Source organism: Streptomyces sp. EDA2-14, assembly GCF_054963755.1.
On sequence record NZ_JBUEGE010000012.1, the window covers coordinates 1 to 23,413 of the forward strand.

Annotated in this window: 20 protein-coding genes; 14 read left to right on the forward strand and 6 right to left on the reverse strand. The window is 71.5% G+C overall.

All coding sequences use genetic code 11. The annotated features are described in order from the left end of the window. Positions 1 to 208 precede the first annotated feature (208 nt). The gene (locus ACY34M_RS25670; protein ID WP_462720871.1) at positions 209 to 1,003 is read left to right on the forward strand and encodes a mechanosensitive ion channel family protein; all 795 of its coding nucleotides are present in this window, start codon (positions 209 to 211) and stop codon (positions 1,001 to 1,003) included. Between the two features lies 1 nt (position 1,004). Here ACY34M_RS25670 and ACY34M_RS25675 read toward each other — a convergent pair whose 3' ends face one another. Next, positions 1,005 to 1,310 carry a DUF6401 family natural product biosynthesis protein gene (locus tag ACY34M_RS25675; RefSeq protein ID WP_462720872.1) on the reverse strand — a complete coding sequence of 102 codons (306 nt, stop codon included), beginning with the start codon at positions 1,308 to 1,310 and terminating at the stop codon, positions 1,005 to 1,007. Between the two features lie 153 nt (positions 1,311 to 1,463). Between ACY34M_RS25675 and ACY34M_RS25680 the strand changes: the two genes are divergently transcribed. From ACY34M_RS25680 to ACY34M_RS25695, 4 genes are all read left to right on the forward strand, one after another. Beyond that, a complete protein-coding gene (locus ACY34M_RS25680; protein WP_462720873.1) occupies positions 1,464 to 3,206 on the forward strand; it encodes a PucR family transcriptional regulator in 1,743 nt (580 codons plus the stop codon). Positions 3,207 to 3,510: 304 nt separating this feature from the next. Next, positions 3,511 to 4,857 (forward strand): type III PLP-dependent enzyme domain-containing protein, encoded by a 1,347-nt coding sequence (locus ACY34M_RS25685; protein WP_462720874.1) that lies wholly within the window; start codon positions 3,511 to 3,513, stop codon positions 4,855 to 4,857. Positions 4,858 to 5,096: 239 nt separating this feature from the next. Further along, on the forward strand, positions 5,097 to 6,608 hold the full coding sequence (locus ACY34M_RS25690) for an amino acid permease (RefSeq protein WP_462720875.1): 1,512 nt from the start codon (positions 5,097 to 5,099) through the stop codon (positions 6,606 to 6,608). A 147-nt stretch (positions 6,609 to 6,755) separates the two neighbouring features. Next, on the forward strand, positions 6,756 to 8,453 hold the full coding sequence (locus tag ACY34M_RS25695; protein ID WP_462720876.1) for a class I adenylate-forming enzyme family protein: 1,698 nt from the start codon (positions 6,756 to 6,758) through the stop codon (positions 8,451 to 8,453). 245 nt (positions 8,454 to 8,698) lie between these two features. Here ACY34M_RS25695 and ACY34M_RS25700 read toward each other — a convergent pair whose 3' ends face one another. Beyond that, a complete protein-coding gene (locus ACY34M_RS25700; protein WP_462720877.1) occupies positions 8,699 to 9,976 on the reverse strand; it encodes a M6 family metalloprotease domain-containing protein in 1,278 nt (425 codons plus the stop codon). Positions 9,977 to 10,252: 276 nt separating this feature from the next. Between ACY34M_RS25700 and ACY34M_RS25705 the strand changes: the two genes are divergently transcribed. Both ACY34M_RS25705 and ACY34M_RS25710 read left to right on the forward strand, forming a co-directional pair. Continuing rightward, a complete protein-coding gene (locus tag ACY34M_RS25705) occupies positions 10,253 to 10,912 on the forward strand; it encodes a TetR/AcrR family transcriptional regulator (protein ID WP_462720878.1) in 660 nt (219 codons plus the stop codon). Between the two features lie 108 nt (positions 10,913 to 11,020). Then, complete coding sequence (locus ACY34M_RS25710; protein WP_462720879.1) at positions 11,021 to 12,553, forward strand: MFS transporter; 1,533 nt, start codon at positions 11,021 to 11,023, stop codon at positions 12,551 to 12,553. Positions 12,554 to 12,587: 34 nt separating this feature from the next. Here ACY34M_RS25710 and ACY34M_RS25715 read toward each other — a convergent pair whose 3' ends face one another. Beyond that, a complete protein-coding gene (locus ACY34M_RS25715; protein ID WP_462720880.1) occupies positions 12,588 to 13,103 on the reverse strand; it encodes a MarR family winged helix-turn-helix transcriptional regulator in 516 nt (171 codons plus the stop codon). A 107-nt stretch (positions 13,104 to 13,210) separates the two neighbouring features. Between ACY34M_RS25715 and ACY34M_RS25720 the strand changes: the two genes are divergently transcribed. After that, entirely contained in the window at positions 13,211 to 13,975 is a 765-nt protein-coding gene (locus ACY34M_RS25720; protein ID WP_462721065.1) for a dioxygenase family protein, read from the forward strand. Positions 13,976 to 14,023: 48 nt separating this feature from the next. On the opposite strand, the gene ACY34M_RS25725 is transcribed toward ACY34M_RS25720, so the two are convergent. Next, the gene (locus ACY34M_RS25725; RefSeq protein ID WP_462720881.1) at positions 14,024 to 14,557 is read right to left on the reverse strand and encodes an N-acetyltransferase family protein; all 534 of its coding nucleotides are present in this window, start codon (positions 14,555 to 14,557) and stop codon (positions 14,024 to 14,026) included. 172 nt (positions 14,558 to 14,729) lie between these two features. Here ACY34M_RS25725 and ACY34M_RS25730 point away from each other — a divergent pair, with 172 nt between their 5' ends. After that, positions 14,730 to 15,737 (forward strand): sigma-70 family RNA polymerase sigma factor, encoded by a 1,008-nt coding sequence (locus tag ACY34M_RS25730; RefSeq protein ID WP_462720882.1) that lies wholly within the window; start codon positions 14,730 to 14,732, stop codon positions 15,735 to 15,737. Positions 15,738 to 15,799: 62 nt separating this feature from the next. Here ACY34M_RS25730 and ACY34M_RS25735 read toward each other — a convergent pair whose 3' ends face one another. Further along, positions 15,800 to 16,786 carry a helix-turn-helix transcriptional regulator gene (locus ACY34M_RS25735; protein ID WP_462721066.1) on the reverse strand — a complete coding sequence of 329 codons (987 nt, stop codon included), beginning with the start codon at positions 16,784 to 16,786 and terminating at the stop codon, positions 15,800 to 15,802. A 70-nt stretch (positions 16,787 to 16,856) separates the two neighbouring features. Between ACY34M_RS25735 and ACY34M_RS25740 the strand changes: the two genes are divergently transcribed. Continuing rightward, complete coding sequence (locus tag ACY34M_RS25740; protein ID WP_462720883.1) at positions 16,857 to 18,365, forward strand: MFS transporter; 1,509 nt, start codon at positions 16,857 to 16,859, stop codon at positions 18,363 to 18,365. A gap of 49 nt (positions 18,366 to 18,414) precedes the next feature. Here the strand turns inward: ACY34M_RS25740 and ACY34M_RS25745 are convergent, their stop codons facing one another. After that, entirely contained in the window at positions 18,415 to 19,677 is a 1,263-nt protein-coding gene (locus tag ACY34M_RS25745) for an extracellular solute-binding protein (protein ID WP_462720884.1), read from the reverse strand. 113 nt (positions 19,678 to 19,790) lie between these two features. Here ACY34M_RS25745 and ACY34M_RS25750 point away from each other — a divergent pair, with 113 nt between their 5' ends. From ACY34M_RS25750 to pfkB, 4 genes are all read left to right on the forward strand, one after another. Next, on the forward strand, positions 19,791 to 20,414 hold the full coding sequence (locus tag ACY34M_RS25750; RefSeq protein WP_462720885.1) for a TetR family transcriptional regulator: 624 nt from the start codon (positions 19,791 to 19,793) through the stop codon (positions 20,412 to 20,414). A gap of 91 nt (positions 20,415 to 20,505) precedes the next feature. Then, positions 20,506 to 21,270 carry a glucose 1-dehydrogenase gene (locus tag ACY34M_RS25755; protein ID WP_462720886.1) on the forward strand — a complete coding sequence of 255 codons (765 nt, stop codon included), beginning with the start codon at positions 20,506 to 20,508 and terminating at the stop codon, positions 21,268 to 21,270. 256 nt (positions 21,271 to 21,526) lie between these two features. Next, a complete protein-coding gene (locus tag ACY34M_RS25760; protein ID WP_462720887.1) occupies positions 21,527 to 22,288 on the forward strand; it encodes a DeoR/GlpR family DNA-binding transcription regulator in 762 nt (253 codons plus the stop codon). 82 nt (positions 22,289 to 22,370) lie between these two features. Then, positions 22,371 to 23,318: a 1-phosphofructokinase gene (gene pfkB, locus ACY34M_RS25765; protein WP_462720888.1), complete on the forward strand. Its 948-nt coding sequence runs from the start codon at positions 22,371 to 22,373 to the stop codon at positions 23,316 to 23,318. The last annotated feature ends 95 nt before the right edge of the window (positions 23,319 to 23,413 follow it).

Consider the following 23,413-nt stretch of genomic DNA (forward strand, 5'->3'; position numbering starts at 1 on the left):
GCGGTGCTCTATCCCCTGAGCTACGAAGGCGCGTGAACAGCCTAGCGGATCGGGTTCGGGGTGTGTGGGTCACGCCAATGGGGGATGTGGGGCGGCCGGGGGCGGCGGGGGCTGTTATGCCAGAGGGACGTAGGAAAACGAGGGGGGACACGTCTCGTCGGGCGGCGGTGTCGCCACGTCCGGCCCCACTGAGTGGAGGTAGCCACTCATGATCCAGAACTCAAGTTCCGAAGCCGTCAGCACCCTCGCCGTCGACTTCACCCAAGGGCTGAACGACGCGTGGTCGAAGGTCGCCCAGTTCGTACCGAAGCTGCTGGGCTTCATCGTCGTCATGGCCATCGGCTGGTTCGTGGCCAAGATGATCACCAAGCTCCTCGACCGGGGCCTTCGTAAGATCGGGTCGGAGAAGCTCGCCGAGCGGGCCGGTTCGGCGAAGATGCTCGAAGGGTCGAAGTACGACACGACCGCGATCCTCTGCAAGGTCGTCTACGTCGCCCTGATGCTGATCGTGCTCCAGCTCGGCTTCGGGGTCTTCGGCCCCAACCCCGTCTCCGACATGATCAACGGCATCGTCGCCTGGCTGCCGCGCGGCATCGTCGCGGTCGTCCTGATCGTGGTGGCCATGGCCGTCGCCAACCTGGTGCGGGACATCGTCACCAACGCCCTGTCCTCCGTCTCGTACGGGAAGACCGTCGGCACCATCGTGTGGGCCTGCATCGTGGTCCTGGGCGCCATCGCCGCGCTCGGGCAGGCGGGCATCGCCACGACCGTCACGCAGCCGGTGCTGATCGCCGGTCTCGCGGCCGGGGCCGGGATCCTGATCGTCGGTGTCGGCGGCGGGCTCATCGGGCCCATGCGGCAGCGCTGGGAGCGGTGGCTGAACATGGCCGAGGAGGAGACCGCCAAGGCGCGGGGCAGCAACGACGGCGCGTATCAGGCGGGGCGTGAGGACGCTCTTGCCCATCAGCCCGTTCAGGAGCAGGAGCGCACCGACAACATGTGACCTAGACCAGGTCGACCAGGTCGTGCCGTCTCACCAGCCAGCTGATGGCGGTGAGGCGGCACACCGCGTAGTCGTGCCCCACGGGCTCGTGCCAGCCGGTCTCTGTGAGCGCGTCGAGGAAGCCGAGCGCGTAGTCGGCGAGGGCCTCGGCGTCGGGCGCCGGCGGGTGCAGCGCGGCCGAACCGGCCGTCAGCCGGTCGCGGACCTCCGCCACGTGCTGGTCGACCGCGGCCAGGAAGGCGGGCTCGAAAGCGAATTCGGCGAAGCGCGGCCCGTACGCCTCGCTCACTCGGGCAAGAGGGGACATTCGTCCAACGTATGGGCGAAGCGGGCCGAGCTGGGCCGGTGCAGGGGTGCTGTTGCTCACAAGTGCGCTGTTTGCGGTGACTTGTTCGTCACACCGGGAGGGACACCGGGAGGGACATCGGGCGGGTGCTTCGTGATCGGTGAGACTGGGGGCATGGAGTTTCCCGCGTCCGGCAGACCGCAGCCCGAGCATCCCGTTCCGGGCACAGGCGCCACGCTGGCGCAGGTCGTCAGGGTCGTGGGGCGGGACGTCGTCCAGGTCGTGCGGGCGCCGTGCGGGGAGGACGTGCCCGTGGGCGGGGTCGGGGTCTTCGACTCCGGCGAGAGCCTCCAGGAGCGGGGGCGGGTGCTCATCGCGGTGGGGGTCGACACGTCCGATCCCGCTGCCGCCGAGGTGCTGCGCGCCGCCGACCGGGCGGGGGCTGCCGCCCTTGTGGTGCGGCGGGGCGCCGAGGGTGTGTCGCCGCTGCTGAGCGAGGTGGCCGACAGTGTGTCCACCGCGCTGCTCGCCCGCGCCCCGTGGGTCGACTGGGGCGAGCTGATCGGGCTGCTGCGGGCGGCGCTCGCGGCCGGTGGGGCGCGGACGCCCGAGGCCTCCGTCGACGTGGGGCTCGGGGATCTGCCGGCCCTCGCCTCGGCGCTCGCCGCGCTCGTCGGGGGTGCGATCACCATCGAGGACCCCGAGTCCAATGTGCTGGCCTACTCGCCGACCGCCGACACCGCCGATCCGCTGCGGCGGCTGACCATCCTCGGGCGGCGGGTGCCGCGGTGGCGGGTCGCCGAGCTCGCCGAGAGCGGGTTCCTGGCCGCGCTGTGGGCGGGGGACGTCGTGCTGCGGCCCGCCGACGGGCGGTTCCCCGAGCGGCTCGCCGTCGCCGTGCGCGCGGGGGAGGAGGTCCTCGGGTCACTGTGGGCCGCCGCCGACGGGGAGCCGCTGCCGGAGGGGGCCCGCGACGCGCTGCGGCAGGCCGCCACGATCGCGGTCCCGCATCTGCTGCACCACCGGCTGCGCTCCCGGTCCGCCGAGGGGCGCAGGCGGCACGCGGTGCGCGCCCTGTTCGAGGAGCGGTCGCCCGATGTGGGCGCCGCGGCCGCCGTACTCGGCATCGATCCCGGCCAGCCGTGCGCCGTCCTCGCGGCCGTGGTCGCGGGGCCCGCGGCACCGGAGACGCGCGAGCGGGCGCTGCGGGCCGCGGTGCTGCGGGTCGCCGCGCACGGCACGCCTGCGTTCGCCTACCGGGTGGAGGGCGGCCTGCCCCGGGGGCGCGTGACGGAGCCCCGTGCGCAGGCCTCGGGGCTCCGCCCCGGACCCCGCTCCTCAAACGCCGGAGGGGCTGACAATGACGGCGCCGGAGCCGTTGACCGGCTTGACGTCCTGCTCACCGACCCCCGCCCCGACGCCGCCGACCGCCTCGCCCGTGACCTCGCCGCCGTGCTCCGCGGCGCCGGGGCCCGGCCCCTGGTCGCCGTGGGTCCGGTCGTCGGCTCCCTGAAGGACGCGGCGGAGTCCCGCGCCGGGGCCGCCGAGGTGCTGCGGGTGCTGCGCGAGCGAGGGGAGCCGGAGGTGGCGGGCGCCGGTGACGTGCGGTTCGCCCTGGACGCGCTGCGGGTGTCGGACGCCGTCGCCGCGCAGGTGCCGTCGGTCGGGGACGCGGTGGCGGCGCTCCTCGCGCACGACGAGCGGCACGGCACGGATCTGCCGCGCACGGTGGCCGCGCATCTGGCGTTCTTCGGGGACGCCGGGGCCACCGCCCGGTATCTGGGGATTCACTCCAATACATTGCGGTACCGGCTGCGCAGGGCCCGCGAGTTGGGCGGCTTCGACCTGGCGGACCCCGACGTACGGCTCGTCGTCGAGCTGGGGCTGCGCCGGGCCGGGCTGATCCCCCTGCCGTGAGCACGACGGAGGCGCGACGGGGGCGCGTCATGAAACGGCCCCGCGTCATGAAACGGCTCCGCGTCATGAAACGGCTCCGCGCCATGAAACGGCCCCGCCTGGTGCGCCACCACCATGCCCACCCGTACACCGTCGTGCGCAGGCACCACGCCCGCCGTCCCGCCCGCCGCGCCTTGTGCCCGCGCACAGCGTTCCCGCCGCGTACTTCGTGCCGACGCACGCAGACAGGCCGCCCCGCCGCACTGCAAGGTGACGAGTAACCGGACCACCACCCCGTACCAAGCAGAAGGCAGGACACCCCCTGATGCCGCAGCCCCCCGCCTCCGCCGCCCGCCGCGACGCCGCTCTGCGCGCCGCCGTCGAGCAGGGGCTCGTCGGCCCCGACGCCCCCGTGCTGGGGCTGATCGACGTGGCCGGGGTCCGGGAGGCGGCGCGCGCCCTCACGGCGGCGTTCGCGGGCGTGGACGTGGTGCACACCTTCGCCGTGAAGGCGGCCTCGCTCGTCCCCGTGCTCGCGCTCCTGAACGAGGAGGGCATCGGCGCTGAGGTCGCGAGCCCCGGCGAGCTGGCGCTCGCGCGGGCCGCCGGGGTGCCCGCCGGGCGGATCGTCTTCGACTCGCCCGCCAAGACGGTCGGCGAACTGCGCGACGCGCTGTCCGCAGGCATCGCCGTGAACGCCGACAACCCGCAGGAGCTGGCCCGGATCGACGCGCTCGTCGAGGAGTTCGGGGAGGGCTGCGCACCCGTGGGGCTGCGGGTGAACCCGCAGGTCGGCAGCGGTTCCATCGGCGCGATGAGCACCGCGACCGCCACCTCGAAGTTCGGTGTCGCGCTGCGCGACGAGGGCGCCGAGCAGTGGGTCCTCGGTGCCTACAAGGCGCGGCCGTGGATGACCCGCCTGCACACGCACACCGGCTCGCAGGGCGTCGCTCTTGAGCTGATGGCCGAGGGCGTACGGGCCGCGTACGAGCTGGCCGAGAAGATCAACGCGCATGTCGGGCGGCGGCAGATCGACACCCTCGACATCGGCGGCGGACTGCCGGTGAACTTCGGCTCGGACGAGATCACGCCCGGTTTCGAGGAGTATGCGCGGATCCTGCGGGAGACCGTCCCCGGACTCTTCGACGGCCGGTACACGCTCGTCACCGAGTTCGGCCGCTCGCTCCTCGCCAAGCAGGGGTTCATCGCCGCCCACGTCGAGTACACCAAGACCTCCGGCGGCCGGCGGATCGCCGTCACGCACGCGGGTGCGCAGGTGGCCACCCGTACCGTCTTCACGCCCGACGCCTGGCCGCTGCGCGTCGGTGCGTACGACGCCGAGGGCCGGCCGCGGGCGAGCGCTCCGCTGGTCCAGGACGTGGCGGGTCCGTGCTGCTTCGCCGGGGATCTCGTGGCGCGCGGCCGTGAACTGCCCGAACTGGAGCCCGGCGATCTCGTCGCGCTGTACGACACCGGCGCGTACTACTTCTCGACCCACTTCCACTACAACAGCCTTCCCCGTCCTGCTGTGTACGGATATGTCCACAGCGAGAACGGGGCAGAACCGGGCAAGGTGACCTTCGCCCCCGTACGGTCCGCGCAGTCGCTCGACGAGGTGCTCGCCGAGTCCGGTGCCCAGTACGCCGGTTCGCTCGTCGGGCTCGTGGATTAGTTGCCCCTGTGAACGGTTTAAGGTGGCGTGTCGTCGTGTGGTCCGCCCGCGGCACACTCCACCGGGAACCCCTGATTCCTGCCTGTGACGCACAGCACTGAGCAGGTCAGAGGTTTCCCGATCCCGAGGCCCGCCGAATCCGGAGGGTCAGTCCTGTCCAACAGGTACGTCGCACACGCCTGCGCGCGTTCGCGCTCGCGTGTGTGCGGCATGCCGTTTTGCACGTACGTCGGAGAACCATGGAGCACACAGCACAAGCCGAGTCCGAGACTCGGCCCGCGCAGGCCTCTACGGCTGCGACCGAGAGCAGTGTGACCACGGGCGGCAAGGCCACGGCCGGAGCCATCCGTGAGGGGGGTTACGCGGCCGGCCTGCGCAATCGTCAGGTCCAGATGATCGCGATCGGTGGCGCCATCGGCACCGGTCTCTTCCTCGGTGCGGGGGAGCGGCTGCACACCGCGGGCCCGTCCCTGGTGGTCATCTTCGCCATCACCGGTCTGTTCGCCTTCTTCATCACGCGCGCCATGGGCGAGCTGGTGATGCACCGGCCCTCCTCGGGCTCGTTCGTCTCGTACTCGCGTGAGTTCCTCGGCGAGAAGGCCGCGTACACCGCGGGCTGGGTCTACTTCCTGCACTGGGTGTGCAGCGGCATCGCGGAGATCACCGCGGTGGCGATGTACCTGCACTACTGGGCCGCCTTCCGCGACATACCCCAGTGGACGCTCGCCCTCGTGGCGCTGCTCGTGGTGCTCGGCGCCAACCTGATCTCGGTGCGCTGGTTCGGCGAGTTCGAGTTCTGGTTCTCGATCATCAAGGTCGCCGCGATCCTCGGCTTCCTCGCCATCGGCTGCTGGCTGCTCGCGAGCCGCCACCCCGTCGACGGCCACAGCACGGGCCCGCAGCTGATCACCGACAACGGCGGCATGCTGCCGAACGGACTGCTCCCGGCGATCGTCCTCATCCAGGGCGTCGTCTTCGCGTACGCCGCGATCGAGATGGTCGGCATCGCCTCCGGCGAGACCGAGAACCCGCGCAAGGTGATCCCGCGCGCCATCAACTCCGTGTCGTGGCGCATCGTGCTCTTCTACGTCGGGTCCGTGCTGCTCCTGGTCCTCCTCCTGCCCTGGAGCGCGTACAAGGCGGGCGAGTCGCCGTTCGTGACGCTGCTCGGCAAGCTCGGCGTGCCCGGCATCAGCGGCATCATGAACTTCGTGATCCTCACGGCGGCCCTGTCCAGCTGCAACTCCGGCCTCTACTCGACCGGCCGCGTGCTGCGCTCGATGGGCCTGGCGGGCTCCGCGCCCGGCTTCACCACGAAGATGAGCAGGAAGGGCGTGCCCTACGGCGGCGTGCTGCTGACGGCCTGCTGCTACATCGCGGGCATCGTCCTCAACTACATCGTCCCCGAGCGGGCGTTCGCGATCGTCATCAACTTCTCCGCGATCACCATGATCGGCACCTGGGTCATGATCATGGTCTGCCAGATGGTGCTGCGCCGCAAGGCGCTCCGCGGCGAGCTGGAGCGCCCCTCGTTCCGGCTGCCGGGCGCGCCGTTCACGAACTGGCTGACCATCGTCTTCCTGGTCGCGGTCGTGGTCCTGATGGTCGTCGGCGGCGGCGACTCGGCGATCTCGGTGTACTGCTCCCCGGTGATCGTGCTCGGCCTCGTGATCGGCTGGTTCATGGTCCGCGGGAAGGTGGCGGAGCACGCGAAGGCCGCTGAGGGCGACGGCGCGAAGGCCGAACTGTAGGGACCGCGGAAGGTCTCACGTCCGACGGCGGGCGGTGCGCGGGGAGGTTCACGCGCACCGCCCGCCGCGTTCGTTCGGGCCCCGCCGGGCCGTTGGCCGGTGCACGTACCTTGACGTGGGTCGGGCCGCCGGACGTACCGTCCGACCATGGACGCTGATGCCGTGGATTCCGTGGAAGCGCTGCTGACCGCTCCGGGCGCCCCCTTCGCCGTCGTACGCGGCGAGGACGGGCGCCTTTCCTATGCCGACGGGCCCCGTACGCTCCGCGAGTTCTGCGAGACGACGTGGGCGTTCGGTGACACCCCCTTCGTCGTCTCCGAGACCGGGCGCATGACCTACGGGGAGTTCTTCGCGGCGGCGTGCTCCCTCGCCCGCCGCTTCACCGCCGACGAGAGCGCGGGCGGCCACGGGCTGCGGCCCGGCGACCGTGCCGTCATCGCGATGCGCAACCACCCCGAGTGGCAGATCGCCTTCTGGGCGGCGCAGTTGGCGGGCCTGGTGGCGGTGCCGCTCAACGCGTGGTGGACCGCCGACGAGTTCGCGTACGCCCTCGACGACTGCCGCCCCGGAGTGCTCGTCGTCGACGGGGAGCGCTTCGAGCGGATCCGCCCGTGGCTCGACGCGGCGAGCCTCCGCCCCTGGACCGTGGTCTGCCACGAGGAGGGCCGGGAGGCGAGCGGCGAGCGGATCGAGCGGTACGCGGACCTGCCCACGCCCGACCCCCAACTCGGCCCGCCCGACGTGGACATCGACCCGTCCTCGGACGCCACGATCCTCTACACCTCCGGTACGACGGGCCGCCCCAAGGGCGCCGTCGCCACCCACCACGCCCACATGGGAGCCGTCATGGGCCCCCGCTACGGCGCGGCCCGCGCGGCGCTGGCCCGCGGCGTCATGCCCGGCCAGGGCCCGGCCCCCGTCGGCCTCCTCACCTTCCCCTTCTTCCACGTGGCGGCGTTCACCGGGTTCTACGCGGCGATGGGGGTGGGCGGCACGATCGTGGTGCTGCGCAAGTGGGACACGGACAAGGCGCTCGCCATGATCCGCGAACACGGCATCACCAGCTTCGGCGGCGTCCCGGCGACTGCCCTCCAACTCCTGGAGCGGGCAGCCGAGTTGGGCGACGAACTCCCCTCGCTTACGGGGTTCAGCACGGGCGGCGCCGCGGCCCCGCCCGGAATCGTCGCCCGCCTCACCGACCGCTACGGCGAGCGCATCGAACCCCGCAACGGCTACGGGCTCACCGAGACGCTCGGCGGCGTGCTCTCCAACGCCGGTGCGGAGTACCGGAGTCGGCCGGGCAGCGTGGGCCGTCCGGCGCCCGCCGTGGAGGTACGGGTGACCGACCCGCTGGGGGAGCCGCTGCCCGACGGCGAGGTGGGGGAGTTGTGCCTGCGCGGGCAGCCGTTGATCCGGGGGTACTGGAACGCGCCGGGGGCCACGGAGGCGGCGTTCACGAAGGACGGGTGGTTCCGGACGGGGGACCTGGCGGTGCTCTCCGAGGGGCTGGTCAGTGTCGTCGACCGGATCAAGGACCTCGTGATCAGGGGCGGCGAGAACGTGCACTGTGTCGAGGTGGAGGCGGTGCTGTACGACCACCCGGACGTCCTGGAGGCGGCCGTCGTGGGTGTTCCGCACCCCGTCCTCGGCGAGGAGGTGGCGGCCGTGCTCCGCACCCGACCGGGTTCGGCGTCGACGCCGGACGACATCCGCGCGTTCGTGGCGAAGTCCCTGGCGGCCTTCAAGGTCCCGACACACGTGGTGCTCCAGGACGCCGAGTTGCCCCGCAACGCAACGGGCAAGATCCTGAAACGCGAGCTGAGGCAGTCGCTGACACCGGGCTGAGCCCCGCCGACGATTGCGCGGCACCGGGGGCCGCCTTGCCCACCCTGCCGCCCAAGGCGGCAGACTGCCCAAGGCGAGTCGGCATCGGCCGGCGCCGACACATCAAGCCCCGCCGGCGATTGAGGCGCGGGGGCCGGGGCGGAGCCCCGTGGCTGTAACGGCGGTGCGGCGTCCGGTCGGCGGGGTCAGGCAATTCGAGCCCCGCCGGCGATTGAGGCGCGGGGGCCGGGGCGGAGTCCCGAGGGCTAGGTGCGGCTGACGTAGACCTGGTAGTCGCCGGTGGACGTGATGCCGCCCACCGTCACCCGGACGCCCGCCGCCTTGTCCCGGAAGACCTCGCCCGACTGGAACGCCGCGTCGGACAATTCGGCGTGGACATTGGGCTGCCGGGTGCACCCACCACTGTCCGGCGTCGCGTCCTCCACCTTCACCGGCCCCTGCCCCGTGTCCACATCCGCGTCGACCTTGTACACGAGCACCCCGGACCGGCACACCGCCTCGTCGTTGCCCTCCTGAGTCCGCACCTCGACCGCGTACCCCGTCTTCCGGGTCAGCGGCACGAACACCAGCTTCGACCGCCCGTCGTCGCGGGCCAGCGGCGACAGCCGGTACCCGGTCGTACCGGGCTGCGCGGCGCAGCTCACCTGGCTGTCGTCGAGCCACCCGAGCTTCCACTTGTGCCAGCCCAGCAGATCGTTCCCGGCCCCCCAGTCCTCGCTCATGATGTCCCAGTGCCCGGCGGCCCCACCGCCGTCCTGCGTGTACAGGTCGGGCAGCCCGAACACGTGCCCGTTCTCGTGCGGCAGCACCCGGTACCCGGTCTTCGCGTACGACCCGGAGCCGTCGTCCTGACGGGAGTACACGAACGACGCGTTGGACAGCGGCACCCCGTCGGCGACCGGCGCCTCGTGGTTGCCGGCGAACGTCACGGACAGCACGGTGTCCAGCGCCGAAGGACCCGCGTTCGGGGTGACCAGGATGTTCACCAGGTCGTAGCGGCGGAAGTCCACGTCGGGGTCGGCGGCCGTCGCGATGTCCTTGGCGAGCTCGCGGTAGCCGGGGTCGAAGGGGGCGCCGCGGTCTATCCCGTACGCGCTGAACGGCTTGGGCATCCGCAGCCAGTGGTCGACCGGGGCCTCGGGGACGTAGTCGAGCTTTCCGTACGAGCCGGTGCGGAACCAGTCGCTCGTCTGCGGGAAGAACTCGCCGAGCCGGTCCTTCGCGGAGCCCTGTCCCGGCGCGTCCGGGAAGTCGACCATGAGGTTGAGGGCGCGCACGGTGCCGGTGGACCGGGCGTAGCCGGGGGCGGTGGGCAGGCCCTCGGACATCTGGACGCCGAACGAGCCGCGGATCATGCAGGGGGCGAGGGAGGTCGTGCGCGAGACGGCGACCGGACCCGCCGCGGTCGTCGAGTCGTCGAGGAGCCTGCCGGTGCTCGCGGTCATCGTCACGGTGAGCGCCACCGCCGTGCTCACGGCGAGCAGCGCCCCCCGGTGGCCCCCGCGTATCCGACGCACTCGCATCCGCACCGCCTCACGCTCGGGTCCCTTTCGATCACCCTGTGTCGAGGTGTGGCGGGTCGCTCGCTGGGTGCGCCGATCGTGGGTTTCCGAGGCCAGGGGCGTGTGAGGCAGGTCACATGGGGGGCGGGAAATAACCGGGGAGCCCGTCCCCGTTTAGAACCGTGTCCGGACGAACCGGGGACCGGCTCCCCACTTCACCCGGGCCGCGAACGCCAAACCGTGAACGCCAAACCGTTAACGCCGAGCCACGAACGCCAAGCCACCAAGGAGACCGCCGTGACCACCGCGACCGAGAAGCCTCAGCGCCGCGTCCCGCGCCCGCGGGCCGACGCCGTGCGCAACCGGGAGCGGATCGTCGCCGCCGCGCGCGAGCTGCTCGTGGAGCACGGTCCGGTCCTGCCGCTCGACGAGGTCGCGCGCCGCGCCGGCGTCGGCAACGCCACGCTGTACCGGAACTTCAAGGACCGCGGCGAGCTGATGCACCACGTGGTCCTCACCGTCACCGACCACATCACCGGGCACGCGGAGCAGGGTCTCGCCGCCGAGGAGGCCGGCGAGGCGACCGCTTTCGGCGCGCTGCGGACGTTCGTGCACGCCGCGGCCGAGGAGCGGATCGGCGCCCTGTGCCCGATGCTCAACGCCACCTTCGACAAGGACCATCCGGATCTGGTCGCCTCACGCGACCGCCTCACCGACGCCGTCGAGCAGCTCGTCGAGCGGGCCCGTACGGCCGGTGACCTGCGCCCCGACGTCGGTGTCGGGGATCTGATGGTCGCCCTCTCCCAGCTCACCCGGCCCCTGCCCGGCACCGGGTGTCTGGACTTCGACCGCTACGTCCACCGCCATCTGCAGCTGTTCCTCGACGGCCTGATGGCACCCGCCCGCTCGGAACTTCCGGGCGAGGCCGCGACCTTGGAGGACCTCCGCCAGGACTGACGCCCGCGCGTCCCTCCACCTCTTCGTAGAACCACTTACGCAGAGCCACACCCGGCAGCTTCGTAACCACCCGATTTCTCACGCTTATTCACGACTTGGAGTCCCGCTGTGGGTACCCCCTTGCCTGATACGGCACCCGATTCACGGCGCTGGAAGGCGCTCGCCTTCATCGCCCTCGCCCAGCTGATGGTCGTCCTCGACGCCACCATCGTGAACATCGCCCTGCCCGCCGCCCAGCAGGACCTCGGCATCTCCGACGGCAACAAGCAGTGGGTCATCACGGCCTACGCGCTCGCCTTCGGCGGACTGCTCCTGTTCGGCGGGCGCATAGCGGACCTGTGGGGCCGCAAGCGCACCTTCGTCACCGGCCTGATCGGCTTCGCCCTCGCCTCGGCGCTCGGCGGCGCGGCCGCGAACGAGGCCATGATGTTCGGCGCCCGCGCCCTCCAGGGCCTGTTCGGTGCGCTGCTCGCGCCCGCCGCCCTGTCCCTGCTGGCCGTCATGTTCACCGACGCCAAGGAGCGCGCCAAGGCGTTCGGCATCTACGGTGCGATCGCCGGTGGCGGTGGCGCCGTCGGCCTGATCCTCGGCGGCTTCCTCACCGAGTACCTGAACTGGCGCTGGACGTTCTTCGTGAACATCCCGTTCGCGATCGTCGCCGCCGCCGGTGCGTACTTCGTCATCCGTGAGCCGGCCGGCTCGCGCAACCGCTCGCCGCTCGACATCCCCGGCGTGCTGCTCTCCACGCTCGGCCTGGTCTCGCTCGTCTACGGCTTCACGCGCGCCGAGACCAACGGCTGGTCGGACGCGACCACCGTCGGCATGTTCGTCGCCGCGGCCGTGCTGCTGCTCGCCTTCGTCGCCGTCGAGGCCCGGGTGAAGCACCCGCTGCTGCCGCTGCGCGTCGTCGCCGACCGCAACCGCGGCGGTGTCTACGCCTCGCTCGGCCTCGCCATCATCGCGATGTTCGGCCTGTTCCTCTTCCTGACCTACTACCTCCAGGTCGTGAAGGGCTTCTCGCCGGTCAAGACCGGCTTCGCGTTCCTGCCGATGATCGTGGGCATGATCACGGGCTCCACGCAGATCGGCGCCCGCCTGATGACGCGGGTCCGCCCGCGCCTGCTGATGGGCCCCGGCTTCCTGCTGGCGGCGCTCGGCATGCTGCTCCTGACCCAGCTCTCGGTGGACTCGTCCTACCCGGCGCTGATCCTCCCCGCCCAGCTGCTGCTCGGCCTCGGCATGGGTACGGCGTTCATGCCCGCCATGTCGCTCGCCACGATCGGCGTCGAGGCGCGGGACGCGGGTGTCGCCTCCGCGATGGTCAACACCTCGCAGCAGGTGGGCGGCGCCATCGGCACGGCCCTGCTGAACACGATCGCGGCCTCGGCCACCACCGCGTACATCGCGGACCACGCGGCCGGCGCCACCAACCAGCGGCTGCTCCAGGCGCAGGCCATGGTGAACGGCTACACGCACGCCATCTGGTGGGCCGTCGGCATCCTGGCCGTCGCGTCCCTGATCGCCTTCACGCTCGTCAACACCCGCGCCCCCGGCACGGGTTCGGCGAAGGCATCCAGCGAGAACGGGAGCGAGACGGAGGGCGCGGAGGACGAGGTGCTGGTGCCGGTGATCGCGCACTGACCCTCGTGGTCGCACCGACCCTCGTGGGGAACCGCTAGCGGAGCCAGGGGAGGTCCGCCCCGGCCTCCTTCGGCTGAAGTCCCTCGGCGACGATCATCATGATCTCGCCGAGGGACTTCTGCTGTTCGGGGCTGAGTCGCGCGAAGAGGGCCTGGCGGACGGTCTCGACGTGCCCCGGCGCGGTCCTCTCCAGGACCGCGAGGCCGTCGTCCGTGAGGATCGCGAACTGTCCGCGCTTGTCGGACGGGCAGTCCTCGCGCCGCACCCACCCGCTCTTCTCCAGGCGCGCGATCGCGTGCGAGAGCCGGGAACGGGTGATCTTCGTTTCGCGCGCCAGCTCGGTCATCCGCAGCCGGCGCCGCGGCGCCTCGCTCAGCCGCACGAGCAGCCCGAAGTAGATGTGCGGCATCTTCGCGTCGCGCTGCAACTGGCGGTCGAGATGGTCCTCCAGGAGCGTGGTGGCATGGAGGTACGCGCGCCAGGTGCGCTGCTCGTCCTCGCTGAGCCAGGTGGCTTCCGCGCCACCCGCTTCGTCGTCCATGTGCTCCATGTCCTCCATCGTAGACCTCCTCCTTGAATATTAAACAAAGAAGGCTTACTTTTGTGGACAGTCCTAAAGCTTGAAACTTCAAGGAGGTCGTCGTGAACGTGAACCGGATGCCGGCTCTCTACCTCTCCCACGGTGCCCCGCCGCTCGCCGACGACACCCTGTGGACCGGTCAGCTCGCCGACTGGTCGGCCGATCTCCCGCGCCCCAGGGCGATCCTGATGATCTCCGCGCACTGGGAGAACGCCCCGCTGGCCCTCGGCGCCACCGAGACCGTGCCGCTCGTGTACGACTTCTGGGGCTTCCCCGAGCACTACTACGAGGTGACGTACGCTGCGCCTGGCGCGCCCGAACTGGCCGATTCCGTACGCAAGCTGCTGCGCGCGCCGGGCATCCCCGTGCAGGACGTGCCGGACCGCGGGCTCGACCACGGCGCGTACGTCCCGCTCGTCGAGATGTATCCGGACGCCGACATCCCCGTCCTCCAGGTCTCCATGCCGACGCTCGACCCCGCCCGGCTCATGGACATCGGCCGCCGCCTCGCGCCCCTGCGCGACGAGGGCGTGCTGATCGTCGGTTCCGGCTTCTTCACCCACAACCTCGCCGCGCTGCGCCAGGGCGGCATCCCCGCGTGGTCGTCCGAGTTCGACGACTGGGGCCACCGGGCGCTGGACGCGGGCGATGTGGACGCGCTGCTCGACTTCACGCGCAAGTCGCCGGCCGGGGCGCTCGCGCACCCGCGAACCGAGCACTTCGCCCCGCTCTTCGTGACGATGGGCGCGGCGGATGCCTTCGGCGATCTGGGGGAGCAGCGGAGCGTGATCGACGGATTCTGGATGGGCCTCGCAAAGCGCTCGGTCCAGTTCGGCAATTAGAGCCCCTGCGGCGATTGAGCAGCGGGGTGCGGGGCAGAGCCCCGGGACCTAGGAGGACGAGGAGCGCAACGACTTCTCGTACCAGGCCACGTCCCAGTACCGGCCGAACTTCCGGCCCACTTCCCGGTACGTCCCGACGTGGCGGAAGCCGAAGCGGGTGTGCAGGCGGTCGGAGGCCTCGTTGGGCTGGGCGATGCCCGCGTACGCGCGGTGGACGTCCTGGTCCGCGAGGGCCTCGAAGAGCGCCTTGTACAGGAGCGTGCCCACGCCGCGGCCACCCGCGTCGGGCGCGAGATAGATCGTGACCTCGACCGAGGTGTCGTACGCGGCCTTTGGGCGGAACCTGCTCGCCGTGGCGTAGCCGAGGATCCGCTGCGAGGCCGTCTCCGTCGCAACCAGGAGCGGGTGCCGTTCGTCTTCAAGGTGGGAGAGCAGCCAAGGACGTCGCTCTTCGGGAGTGAAGGCGGCCGTGTCGAACGTGATCGGCGTCTCACGCACATAGTGGTTGTAGAGGTCCGTGAGGGCTGTGAGGTCGTCCACGACTCCCGGCCTGACCTGCACCTCTGTGGTCTCGGACACCATCCTGTCTCCCCTCTTCGCGCGGTGTGGCGCGACAGGGTACTGCATGATCAGAAAAAAGATGGGCGGCTTGGGAATTCTGTCCGGATTCCAGTCGTTGATTCCATCGGATGCAGGGCACCCGTAAGGCTCCGCAAGGGGCGTACAGCCGACCTACCACCGCAAGGGAGCACGCATGGCAACCCGTGCCGTAGCCCGTCGTAAGTCCGCCGCCACTGGTGAGACCGACACGGCACGCAGTGTTCGCGCCGGAGGCGGGGAGATCGCCGACCGCGACCTGGTCGGCATGTACCTCGACGAGATCGCGCGCACACCGCTGCTCGACGCCGCCAAGGAAGTCGAGCTGTCCCAGACCATCGAGGCGGGCGTCTACGCCCAGCAGATCCTCGACGGCACGGTCTCCGACAGCAAGGCTGCCGACAAGGCGTCCCGCGAGGAGCTGGAAGCGCTGGTCGCGGAGTCGGAGAAGGCGAAGGACATCTTCATCAAGTCGAACCTGCGGCTTGTCGTGGCGGTCGCCCGCCGCTACCCGCGGTCCGGCCTCCCCCTGCTCGACCTGATCCAGGAGGGGAACGCGGGCCTGGTGCGCGCCGTCGAGAAGTTCGACTACCGCAAGGGCTTCAAGTTCTCCACGTACGCGACGTGGTGGATCCGCCAGGCCATCACGCGCTCCATAGCCGACCAGTCCCGCACCATCCGCCTCCCCGTCCACCTGGTCGAGGAGCTGGGCCGGATCCGCCGCGTGCAGCGCGAGTTCAACCGCGAGCACGGGCGCGAGCCGGAGCCCACGGAGATCGCCGCCGAGCTCGGCGCGAAGCCCGAGCGCGTCGTCGACGTCCTGGACTGGGCCCGCGACCCGGTCTCGCTGAACATGTCGGTGGACGACGAGGGCGAGACCCAGTTCGGCGACCTGCTCGAGGACACGTCGGCCGTGTCGCCCGAGCAGTCCGTGCTCACGCTGCTGCGCAGCGAGGAGCTGGACGACCTCATCGGCCGCCTCGACCAGCGCACCGCGTCGATCATCAAGATGCGGTACGGGATCGAGGACGGGCGCGAGCGGACGCTCACGGAGGTCGGCAAGGAGCACGGTCTGACGCGTGAGCGGATTCGCCAGATCGAGAAGCATGCGCTTCTTGAGCTGAAGAAGTTGGCGCGGGACACCGGGTTCGACGCGGCTGCGTGACCGGGTTCTTGTTGCGCCGCAGCGGGGTTGACGTCTCGGGGCTCTGCCCCGGGCCCCGCTGCTCAATCGCCGCAGGGGCTTGATCGGGTCAGGCGTGCGCCCAGTTCGCGTACCGCTGTTGTCAGTTCCTCCGGGCCGCGCACCGTGAAGTCGTAGCCCGTCATCGCCAGGCGGACCGCCGTCCACTGGATCGGGTCCGTCGATGTCGTTCGCAGGCGGCAGCGGTCCTCGGTGAGTGGCTCCGGAACCCCGATCGCCGCCGGGATCCGCTCCGCGATCGTCTCCGCAGGGGCGTCGAACTCCACGTCGAGTTCGTATGCGCCGCCTCCGCCCCACGAGGACACCGAGCGGCGTACGTACTCTGCCGCGTCCCCCTCCGGGACCTCCCGCGGAGCGAACCGCGCGCCTGTGGCGAACGGGTCCGAGATGCGGTCGACGCGGAAGGTGCGCCAGTCGGCGCGGTCGATGTCGTACGCGACGAGATACCAGCGGCGGCCCGTCGACACCAGGCGGTGCGGCTCCACCAGGCGGCGCGATTCCGCGGTGTCGCGCGCCCGGTAGTGGAAGCGCAGGCGCTCGCCGCCCGCGGCCGCCGAGGCGATCACGGTGAGCGTCTCGGGTGCGATCGTGGCGCCGTCGCCCGAGGTCAGGGGGATGGTGGCCGTCTGGAGCGTGGCCACCCTGTGGCGCAGCCGCGAGGGCAGCACCTGTTCGAGTTTGGTGAGGGCCCGTACCGAGGCCTCCTCGACGCCCTCCACCGCGTGGCCCGCGCCGGCCCGCAGGCCCACCGCGATCGCCACCGCCTCCTCGTCGTCGAGCACGAGCGGCGGCAGCGCCTTGCCCGCGACGAGCCGATAGCCGCCGTCCGCGCCGAGCGTGGCCTGCACGGGATAGCCGAGGTCGCGCAGCCGGTCGATGTCGCGGCGCACGGTGCGCCGCGAGACCCCGAGCCGGTCGGCGAGCTCGCCACCGGGCCATTCGCGCGGGGTCTGGAGCAGGGACAGGAGTTGGAGGAGCCGGGCCGGGGTGTCCGTCGGTGACGGCGTCATGTTCTCCATGGTTCCAGAATGGCGCCCATCTAGGACACGATCTGGCCTAGATGGCTTCTAGCTTTTCGGCATGACCTCAACCGCACCGACCGCAGACCTCTCCCGAAGGCGCTGGTTCGCCCTCGCCATCGTGATGACGGCGGCCTTCATGGACCTCGTCGACGTCACGATCGTCAATGTCGCCCTGCCGACCATCCAGCACGACGAGGGCGCCTCGACCGGGCAGATCCAGTGGATCACCGCCGGTTACGCGCTCGCCTTCGCCGCCCTGCTGATCACGGGCGGCCGGCTCGGCGACATCTTCGGCCGCAAGCGGCTCTTCCTGCTCGGCGTCGGCGGCTTCACGATCGCCTCCGCGCTCTGCGGATTCGCCGCGAACCCGGAGATGCTGGTCGCCTCGCGCATCCTTCAGGGCGGCATGGCGGCGATGATGGTGCCGCAGGTCCTCTCGATCGTGCACGCGACGTTCCCGGCGCACGAACGCGGAAAGGTCTTCGGCCTGTTCGGCGCGATCGTCGGCATGGGCGCGGTGACCGGTCCGCTGCTCGGCGCGCTGCTCACCGAGTGGAACATCGCAGGTCTCGAATGGCGCCCGATCTTCCTCATCAACCTGCCCGTCGGCATCGCCGCCCTGTTCCTCGGCGCGCGCGTCATCAGCGGGTCCAAGGCGCCCAAGGCCCTCAAGCTCGACCTCGTCGGCGTCGTCCTTGTGACCCTCGCCATGCTGGCCCTCGTCCACCCGCTGACCCAGGGCCGCGAGAACGGCTGGCCGCTGTGGGGCTACGTGATGATGGCGGCGTCCGTCGGACTCGTCGGCGTACTCGTCGCGTACGAGCGGGCGAAGACGCGGCGCGACGGCTCGCCGCTCATCGAGCTGTCGCTGTTCAAGGTGAAGAGCTTCGCCGCCGGTATCGCCGTGCAGACCGTCTTCGGCCTCACCATGGGCATCTTCTTCCTGACCTGGACCCTCTACATGCAACTCGGCCTCGGCTGGAGCGCGTTGCGGGCGGGTCTGACGGGTGTCCCGTTCTCGGTCGCGGTGTCCGTCGCCGCCAGTATTTCCGTGCAGAAGCTGGTGCCGCGCTTCGGGCGCAAGGTGCTCCAGGCGGGCGCGCTCACCATGGCGGCCGGCGTCCTGATCTACGTCGCCGAGGCCGAGCACTACGGCCTCGGCATCGCCTCCTGGCAGATGGCGCTGCCGCTGGTCGTGATGGGGCTCGGCATGGGCCTGATCGTCGCGCCGCTGACCGACGCGGTGCTCTCCGAAGTGCCGCGCGAGCACGCGGGTTCGGCGTCCGGGCTCATCAACACGGTGATGCAGATGGGCAACGCGCTGGGCCTCAGCCTGGTCTCCGTCGTCTTCTTCAACGTGGTGGAGGACCGGTTCGCGCAGGGCGTCGGCAACGCGGCGTTCGTGGACGGGTTCCGCAGCGCGCTGGTGTGGGTGGCCGGGATCCTCGTCGGGATCTTCCTGCTCATGTTCGCCCTGCCGAAGGCCTCCGGCGGTGCGGGTGCCTCCGGCGGGGCCGGGGAGTTGGTCGCGAAGGCCGCCGAGGAGCGGGAGTCGGAGTTGGTGTGACGCCTCGGGGCTCTGCCCCGGACCCCGCGCCTCAATCGCCGGCGGGGCTTTAGGTGGACGGGCTGACGTTGTCCAGGGACTCCAGGACCTGCGCGGGGCTGCCGCCCGGAGCCACCGCCCGGCCGATCCGCTCCCGTACCGCGGAGCGGACCTTGGGCCAGGAGCGCAGGTGCACCGGGTGGAACTCCGCGTCCGGCAGCTGGTCGACGAACTTCCACAGCTTCCGCTGGGAACGGTCGGCCCGCAGCTTGTCGGAGGCCGTCACGGTCACCGGGAGCGTGGCCTGCGCACCGCCGTACGTCGTCGCGGAGCCGGTGCCGAACAGGAAGGTGAGGAACTTCCCCGCCTCCTCGACGTGGCCGCCGCTCTCGAACGCCATCATCCAGTCGTTGAGCCCCACCGGAGGCGCCGCCCCGCCGCCCTCCTTGAGCGGGAACGCGGCGTGCGCGTACGGCAGTCGCGCCTTGTCGGCGGCGCCGAGCAGCACCGGATGGGCGATCAGCATCCCGGCCCTCCCCGCGAGGAACTGCGTGTAGGCCTGCGTCCTGGTGAGCTTCGCCGGATCGGCGCCCGCGAGGCCGGGCCGGGCCAGCTCGTCGCGCAGCCAGTTCAGGGTCGCCCTGTTCGGCGCGGAACCGAAGTCGTACCCGCCCAGATCCGTGTATCCGCCGCCGCCCGAGAGCAGCCACGCGAGGAGTTCGTCCTCCGCGGCCTCGGGGCCGAGCTGAAGGGCGTACGGGGTGGGGACACCGATGCCCTTCAACGCCTCGGCCGCGGCGCGCAGTTCCGCCCAGGAGCGGGGCGGGCCCGAGAGGCCGGCCCGCTCGAAGAGGCCCGTGTTGTAGAAGAGGCGCGGGGTGCTGGCGAGGATCGGAATGCCGTACTGGACGGAGTCGACCCGGCCCGCGTCGGCGAACGAGCGGATGAAGTCCGCCTGCGTCGGCACGTCGAAGAGCCGCTCGGCCGGGTACAGCAGGTGCTCCTCCGCGTACGGGGCGAAGAGGTGGCCCTGCGCGATGTCGGGGGCGCGGCCGTCCTTGACCCGGCGGGCGAGCACCGCGTCGATCTTGAGGAACGGAACGCGCTCCACTTCGACGTGGATCTCCGGGTGCTTCTTCTCGAAGTCCCGTACGACGCCGTCCCACTGGTCGCCGATGGAGGCGCCGACGCTTCTGTCGTAGCTCGCGACGAGGAGGTCGAGCGTGACCTTGTCGCCGTCGGCGCTCCCGTCGTCGCCGCAGCCGGTCAGGGCCAGGGCGCCTGCCCCCGCTCCGGCCAGGCCGGTCGTCCTCAGGAAGTTCCGCCGCCGCACTGTTCTCGCCCCGCTCACTCGCTCACGTGGGTTGATCGGTCCCGGATCGGCCCACTTGGCATGATCATTTCTCGACAGTGGCAGATTGTGCCACAAAGACATACCATGTCCTCATGGCAGGTACTGCGACGACGACCCCGACGCTGACGGAGCGACGCAAGGCCGCCACGCGCCTCGACATCGCCCGCGCCGCGGCCGAGCTGTTCACGCGGGACGGCCTGCGGGCCACGCGCGCCGAGGACATCGCGCGGGCGGCGGGCGTCGCGCCGCGCACCTTCTACCGCTACTTCGCGACGAAGGAGGAGTCGGTCGCGCCCCTCCTCGACGCCGGCGCCCACCAGTGGGCGGAGGCCGTCCGCGAGGCACCCGCGGAGCTGCCCGTCCCCGCCGCCCTGCGGCACGCCGTCGAGCGCGCGCTCACCGCGGACGACCCGGCCAACGCGGCGTCCCTCCAGTGGGTCCGCGCCCTGCTCCGCCTCACCGAGGAGAGCCCGGCGCTGCGCGCCGTCTGGAGCGACACCTGCCGGGTCTCGGAGTCGACCCTCCTCACGGTCCTCGCGGAGCGCACGGGCGAGACGGGCGCCCCCGATCTGCGCCTGCGCCTGCTCGCCGGGGTGGCGACCACGGCGGTGCGGGTCGCGGTGGAGACGTGGGCGGGTTCGCAGGCCCCGGCCAGTGGCCCGGAGGGCCCGGCGGCCCTGGCCCTGGAGTGCCTGAACAGGTCCGGCCCGGCCTGAGCAGATCCAGCCCCGCCGGCGATCGAGGCGCGGGGTCCGGGGCGGAGCCCCGAGTCGTCAACCACGGGGGCCACAACCAAAGGGAGCCGTAATGAACAACCTCACCGGCAAGGCCGTCCTGATCACCGGAGGTGCCCGCGGGATCGGCGCCGAGATCGCCCGCCTGGCCACCACCGCCGGCGCCAACGTCGTCATCGGCGACGTACTCGACGACGAGGGCAAGAACCTCGCCGCCGAACTCGGCGACCGGGCCCGCTACGTCCACCTCGACGTGACGTCGGAGGACGGCTGGCAGTCCGCGCTCGCCTACGCCACCGGCGAGTTCGGCGGCGTCGACGGCCTGGTCAACAACGCCGGGATCTCCACCGGCATGCCGTTCGAGACGGAGAGCGTGGAGCGCTTCCGCCAGGTCCTCGACGTCAACCTCGTCGGCGTCTTCGCGGGCATGAAGACCGTCGTCCCCGCGATGAAGGAGGCCGGCGGCGGCTCCATAGTCAACATCTCCTCCGCTGCCGGTCTGATGGGCCTCGCGCTCACCTCCTCGTACGGCGCCTCGAAGTGGGGCGTGCGCGGTCTCACCAAGATCGCGGCGGTCGAGCAGGGCACGGCGCGGATCCGCGTGAACTCCGTGCACCCCGGCATGACGTACACCCCGATGACCGCGCAGGTCGGCATCCAGCAGGGCGAGGGGAACTACCCGAACACCCCGATGGGCCGCGTGGGCGAGGCCGACGAGATCGCGAAGGCCGTGGTGTTCCTGCTGTCGGACGACTCCTCGTACATGACGGGCGCGGAGCTGGCCGTGGACGGCGGCTGGACCACGGGGCCGACGGTGAAGTACGTGATGGGCCAGTAGTCGCCGCTCGGCGTCTGCTTCTGCTTCTGCTCCTGCTCCTGCTGTACACAGGGCCCGGTCCTCCTTCCTGGAGGGCCGGGCCCTTCGCCGTGCCCGCGCCGGGACGGATGTCCGTTTGTGTCTGTGGCGTGCCCGAACCTGTTTACTTTCCGGAAATCCGGCCGTAGCCTCAAGGGAGAGCAACACATTCGGGCACGCTTGTCGAAGCTAGTAGAAGCCCGTGGAAGCCCGTGGAAGAGAGCACAGGTAAACGGACATGTACGCACCCGAGCGCCAGCAGGAGATCCTCCGCCTCGCCCGCGACGGCGGACGGGTGGACGTGCTGTCCCTGGCCGAGGAGTTCCAGGTCACCGCCGAGACCATCCGGCGCGACCTGAAGGCCCTCGACCGCGCGGGCCTCGTCCGGCGCGTGCACGGCGGCGCCATCCCGGCCGGTCGCCTCGACTTCGAGCCCGACCTCGCCGAGCGCGAGGGCACCTCCGCCGACGAGAAGGACCGCATCGCCCGCGCCGCGCTCGCCGAGCTGCCGGCCGAGGGCAGCGTGATCCTCGACGCCGGATCGACGGTGGCCCGGCTCGCGGCCGCACTGCCCGTCGAGTCCGAACTGACGGTGGTCACCCACTCGTTGCCCACCGCGGCCCGGCTCGCCGACCACCCCGGCATCCAGCTCCACCTCGTCGGCGGCCGCATCCGCCACCGCACCCGCGCCGCCGTCGACGCCTGGTCGCTGCGTGCGTACGGGGAGATCCGCGCGGACATCCTCTTCCTCGCGGCCAACGGCTTCTCCGCCGAGGCCGGACTCACCACGCCCGACCTCGCCGAGGCCGCGGTCAAGCGGGCCACCGTCGCCGCGGCCCGCCGCGTGGTGCTGCTCGCCGACTCCGGCAAGTGGGGCCAGGAGCACTTCGCCCGGTTCGGCGACCTCGCCGCCGTGGACCTGCTGATCACGGACACCGGGCTCGCCCCCGAGGACGCGGCGGCGATCGAGGCGGGAGGCACGGAGGTGCTCCGCGTATGACCTCACGCGACCTCACCTCACGCATAAGCACGAGCACCAGCAGCACCATTCGTACGCAAGCAACGGAAGCGGCGATCGCGGCATGATCCTCACCGTCACCCCCAACCCCTCCCTCGACCGCACCTACGAGGTCCCCGGCCTCGACCGCGGCGAGGTCGTCCGCGCGAGCGGCGAGCGCATGGACCCGGGCGGCAAGGGCGTCAACGTGTCGCGGGCCGTGGCCGCCGCCGGAGCCCCCACGCTGGCCGTCCTCCCGCTGGGCGGCGCCCCCGGCGCCCTCGTCGCCGAACTCCTCGACGGACAGGGCATCAAGGTCGCTCCGGTCCCGGTCGAGGGCCACACCCGCTCGAACATCGCGCTCGCGGAGCCCGACGGCACCCTCACGAAGATCAACGCCCCCGGCCCCGAGCTCTCCGCCCGAGAAGCCGAGTCGCTGCTCGCGACGATCGGCGAGCAGTCGGGGGGCGCCGACTGGATCGCCTGCTGCGGCAGCCTGCCGCGCGGCCTCCAGCACTCCTGGTACGCCGAGTTGGTGGCCCGCGCGCACGCCGCGGGCGCCCGGATCGCGCTCGACACTTCGGGCCCCGCGCTCGTCGCGGCGCTGCGCGAGCGGCCCGACGTCGTCAAGCCCAACGCCGAGGAACTCGCCGAGGCCGTCGGCCGCCCGCTCGCCACGGTCGGCGACGCGGTCAAGGCGGCCGAGGAGCTGCGGGCGGCGGGCGCGGTCGCCGTGCTCGCCTCGCTCGGCGCGGACGGCCAGCTCCTGGTCGACGCGAGCGGCGCCTGGTTCGCCTCGGCGCCCGTCGACGCGGTGCGCAGCAACGTCGGGGCAGGCGACTCCTCGCTCGCCGGCTTCCTGATCGCGGGCGGCGAGGGCCCGAAGGCACTGGCCTCCGCGGTCGCCCACGGCGCGGCGGCGGTCCAGCTGCCGGGCAGCGCCATGCCGACGCCGCGCGACCTCCGCCCGGACGCGGTGGAGCTGACGGCCGAGGTCCCCGTGGACCGCGCCCTGAAGGAGCCCGTGCGATGACGACGGCAGTCCGAACCGTCCGAACCGCCCTAACCGCCCGAACCATCCGAACCATCCGAACCGTCCGAACCGGAACAGTCACCCCACCCATGCGT

What these genes read in the sequence shown, in the direction of transcription:
- ACY34M_RS25670 (WP_462720871.1), top strand. Translation starts at nt 209, where the DNA reads ATGATCCAGAACTCAAGTTCCGAAGCCGTCAGCACCCTCGCCGTCGAC.
- ACY34M_RS25675 (WP_462720872.1), bottom strand. Translation starts at nt 1,310, where the DNA reads ATGTCCCCTCTTGCCCGAGTGAGCGAGGCGTACGGGCCGCGCTTCGCC.
- ACY34M_RS25680 (WP_462720873.1), top strand. Translation starts at nt 1,464, where the DNA reads ATGGAGTTTCCCGCGTCCGGCAGACCGCAGCCCGAGCATCCCGTTCCG.
- ACY34M_RS25685 (WP_462720874.1), top strand. Translation starts at nt 3,511, where the DNA reads ATGCCGCAGCCCCCCGCCTCCGCCGCCCGCCGCGACGCCGCTCTGCGC.
- ACY34M_RS25690 (WP_462720875.1), top strand. Translation starts at nt 5,097, where the DNA reads ATGGAGCACACAGCACAAGCCGAGTCCGAGACTCGGCCCGCGCAGGCC.
- ACY34M_RS25695 (WP_462720876.1), top strand. Translation starts at nt 6,756, where the DNA reads ATGGACGCTGATGCCGTGGATTCCGTGGAAGCGCTGCTGACCGCTCCG.
- ACY34M_RS25700 (WP_462720877.1), bottom strand. Translation starts at nt 9,976, where the DNA reads ATGCGAGTGCGTCGGATACGCGGGGGCCACCGGGGGGCGCTGCTCGCC.
- ACY34M_RS25715 (WP_462720880.1), bottom strand. Translation starts at nt 13,103, where the DNA reads ATGGAGCACATGGACGACGAAGCGGGTGGCGCGGAAGCCACCTGGCTC.
- ACY34M_RS25720 (WP_462721065.1), top strand. Translation starts at nt 13,211, where the DNA reads ATGCCGGCTCTCTACCTCTCCCACGGTGCCCCGCCGCTCGCCGACGAC.
- ACY34M_RS25725 (WP_462720881.1), bottom strand. Translation starts at nt 14,557, where the DNA reads ATGGTGTCCGAGACCACAGAGGTGCAGGTCAGGCCGGGAGTCGTGGAC.
- ACY34M_RS25730 (WP_462720882.1), top strand. Translation starts at nt 14,730, where the DNA reads ATGGCAACCCGTGCCGTAGCCCGTCGTAAGTCCGCCGCCACTGGTGAG.
- ACY34M_RS25735 (WP_462721066.1), bottom strand. Translation starts at nt 16,786, where the DNA reads ATGACGCCGTCACCGACGGACACCCCGGCCCGGCTCCTCCAACTCCTG.
- ACY34M_RS25740 (WP_462720883.1), top strand. Translation starts at nt 16,857, where the DNA reads ATGACCTCAACCGCACCGACCGCAGACCTCTCCCGAAGGCGCTGGTTC.
- ACY34M_RS25750 (WP_462720885.1), top strand. Translation starts at nt 19,791, where the DNA reads ATGGCAGGTACTGCGACGACGACCCCGACGCTGACGGAGCGACGCAAG.
- ACY34M_RS25755 (WP_462720886.1), top strand. Translation starts at nt 20,506, where the DNA reads ATGAACAACCTCACCGGCAAGGCCGTCCTGATCACCGGAGGTGCCCGC.
- ACY34M_RS25760 (WP_462720887.1), top strand. Translation starts at nt 21,527, where the DNA reads ATGTACGCACCCGAGCGCCAGCAGGAGATCCTCCGCCTCGCCCGCGAC.
- pfkB (WP_462720888.1), top strand. Translation starts at nt 22,371, where the DNA reads ATGATCCTCACCGTCACCCCCAACCCCTCCCTCGACCGCACCTACGAG.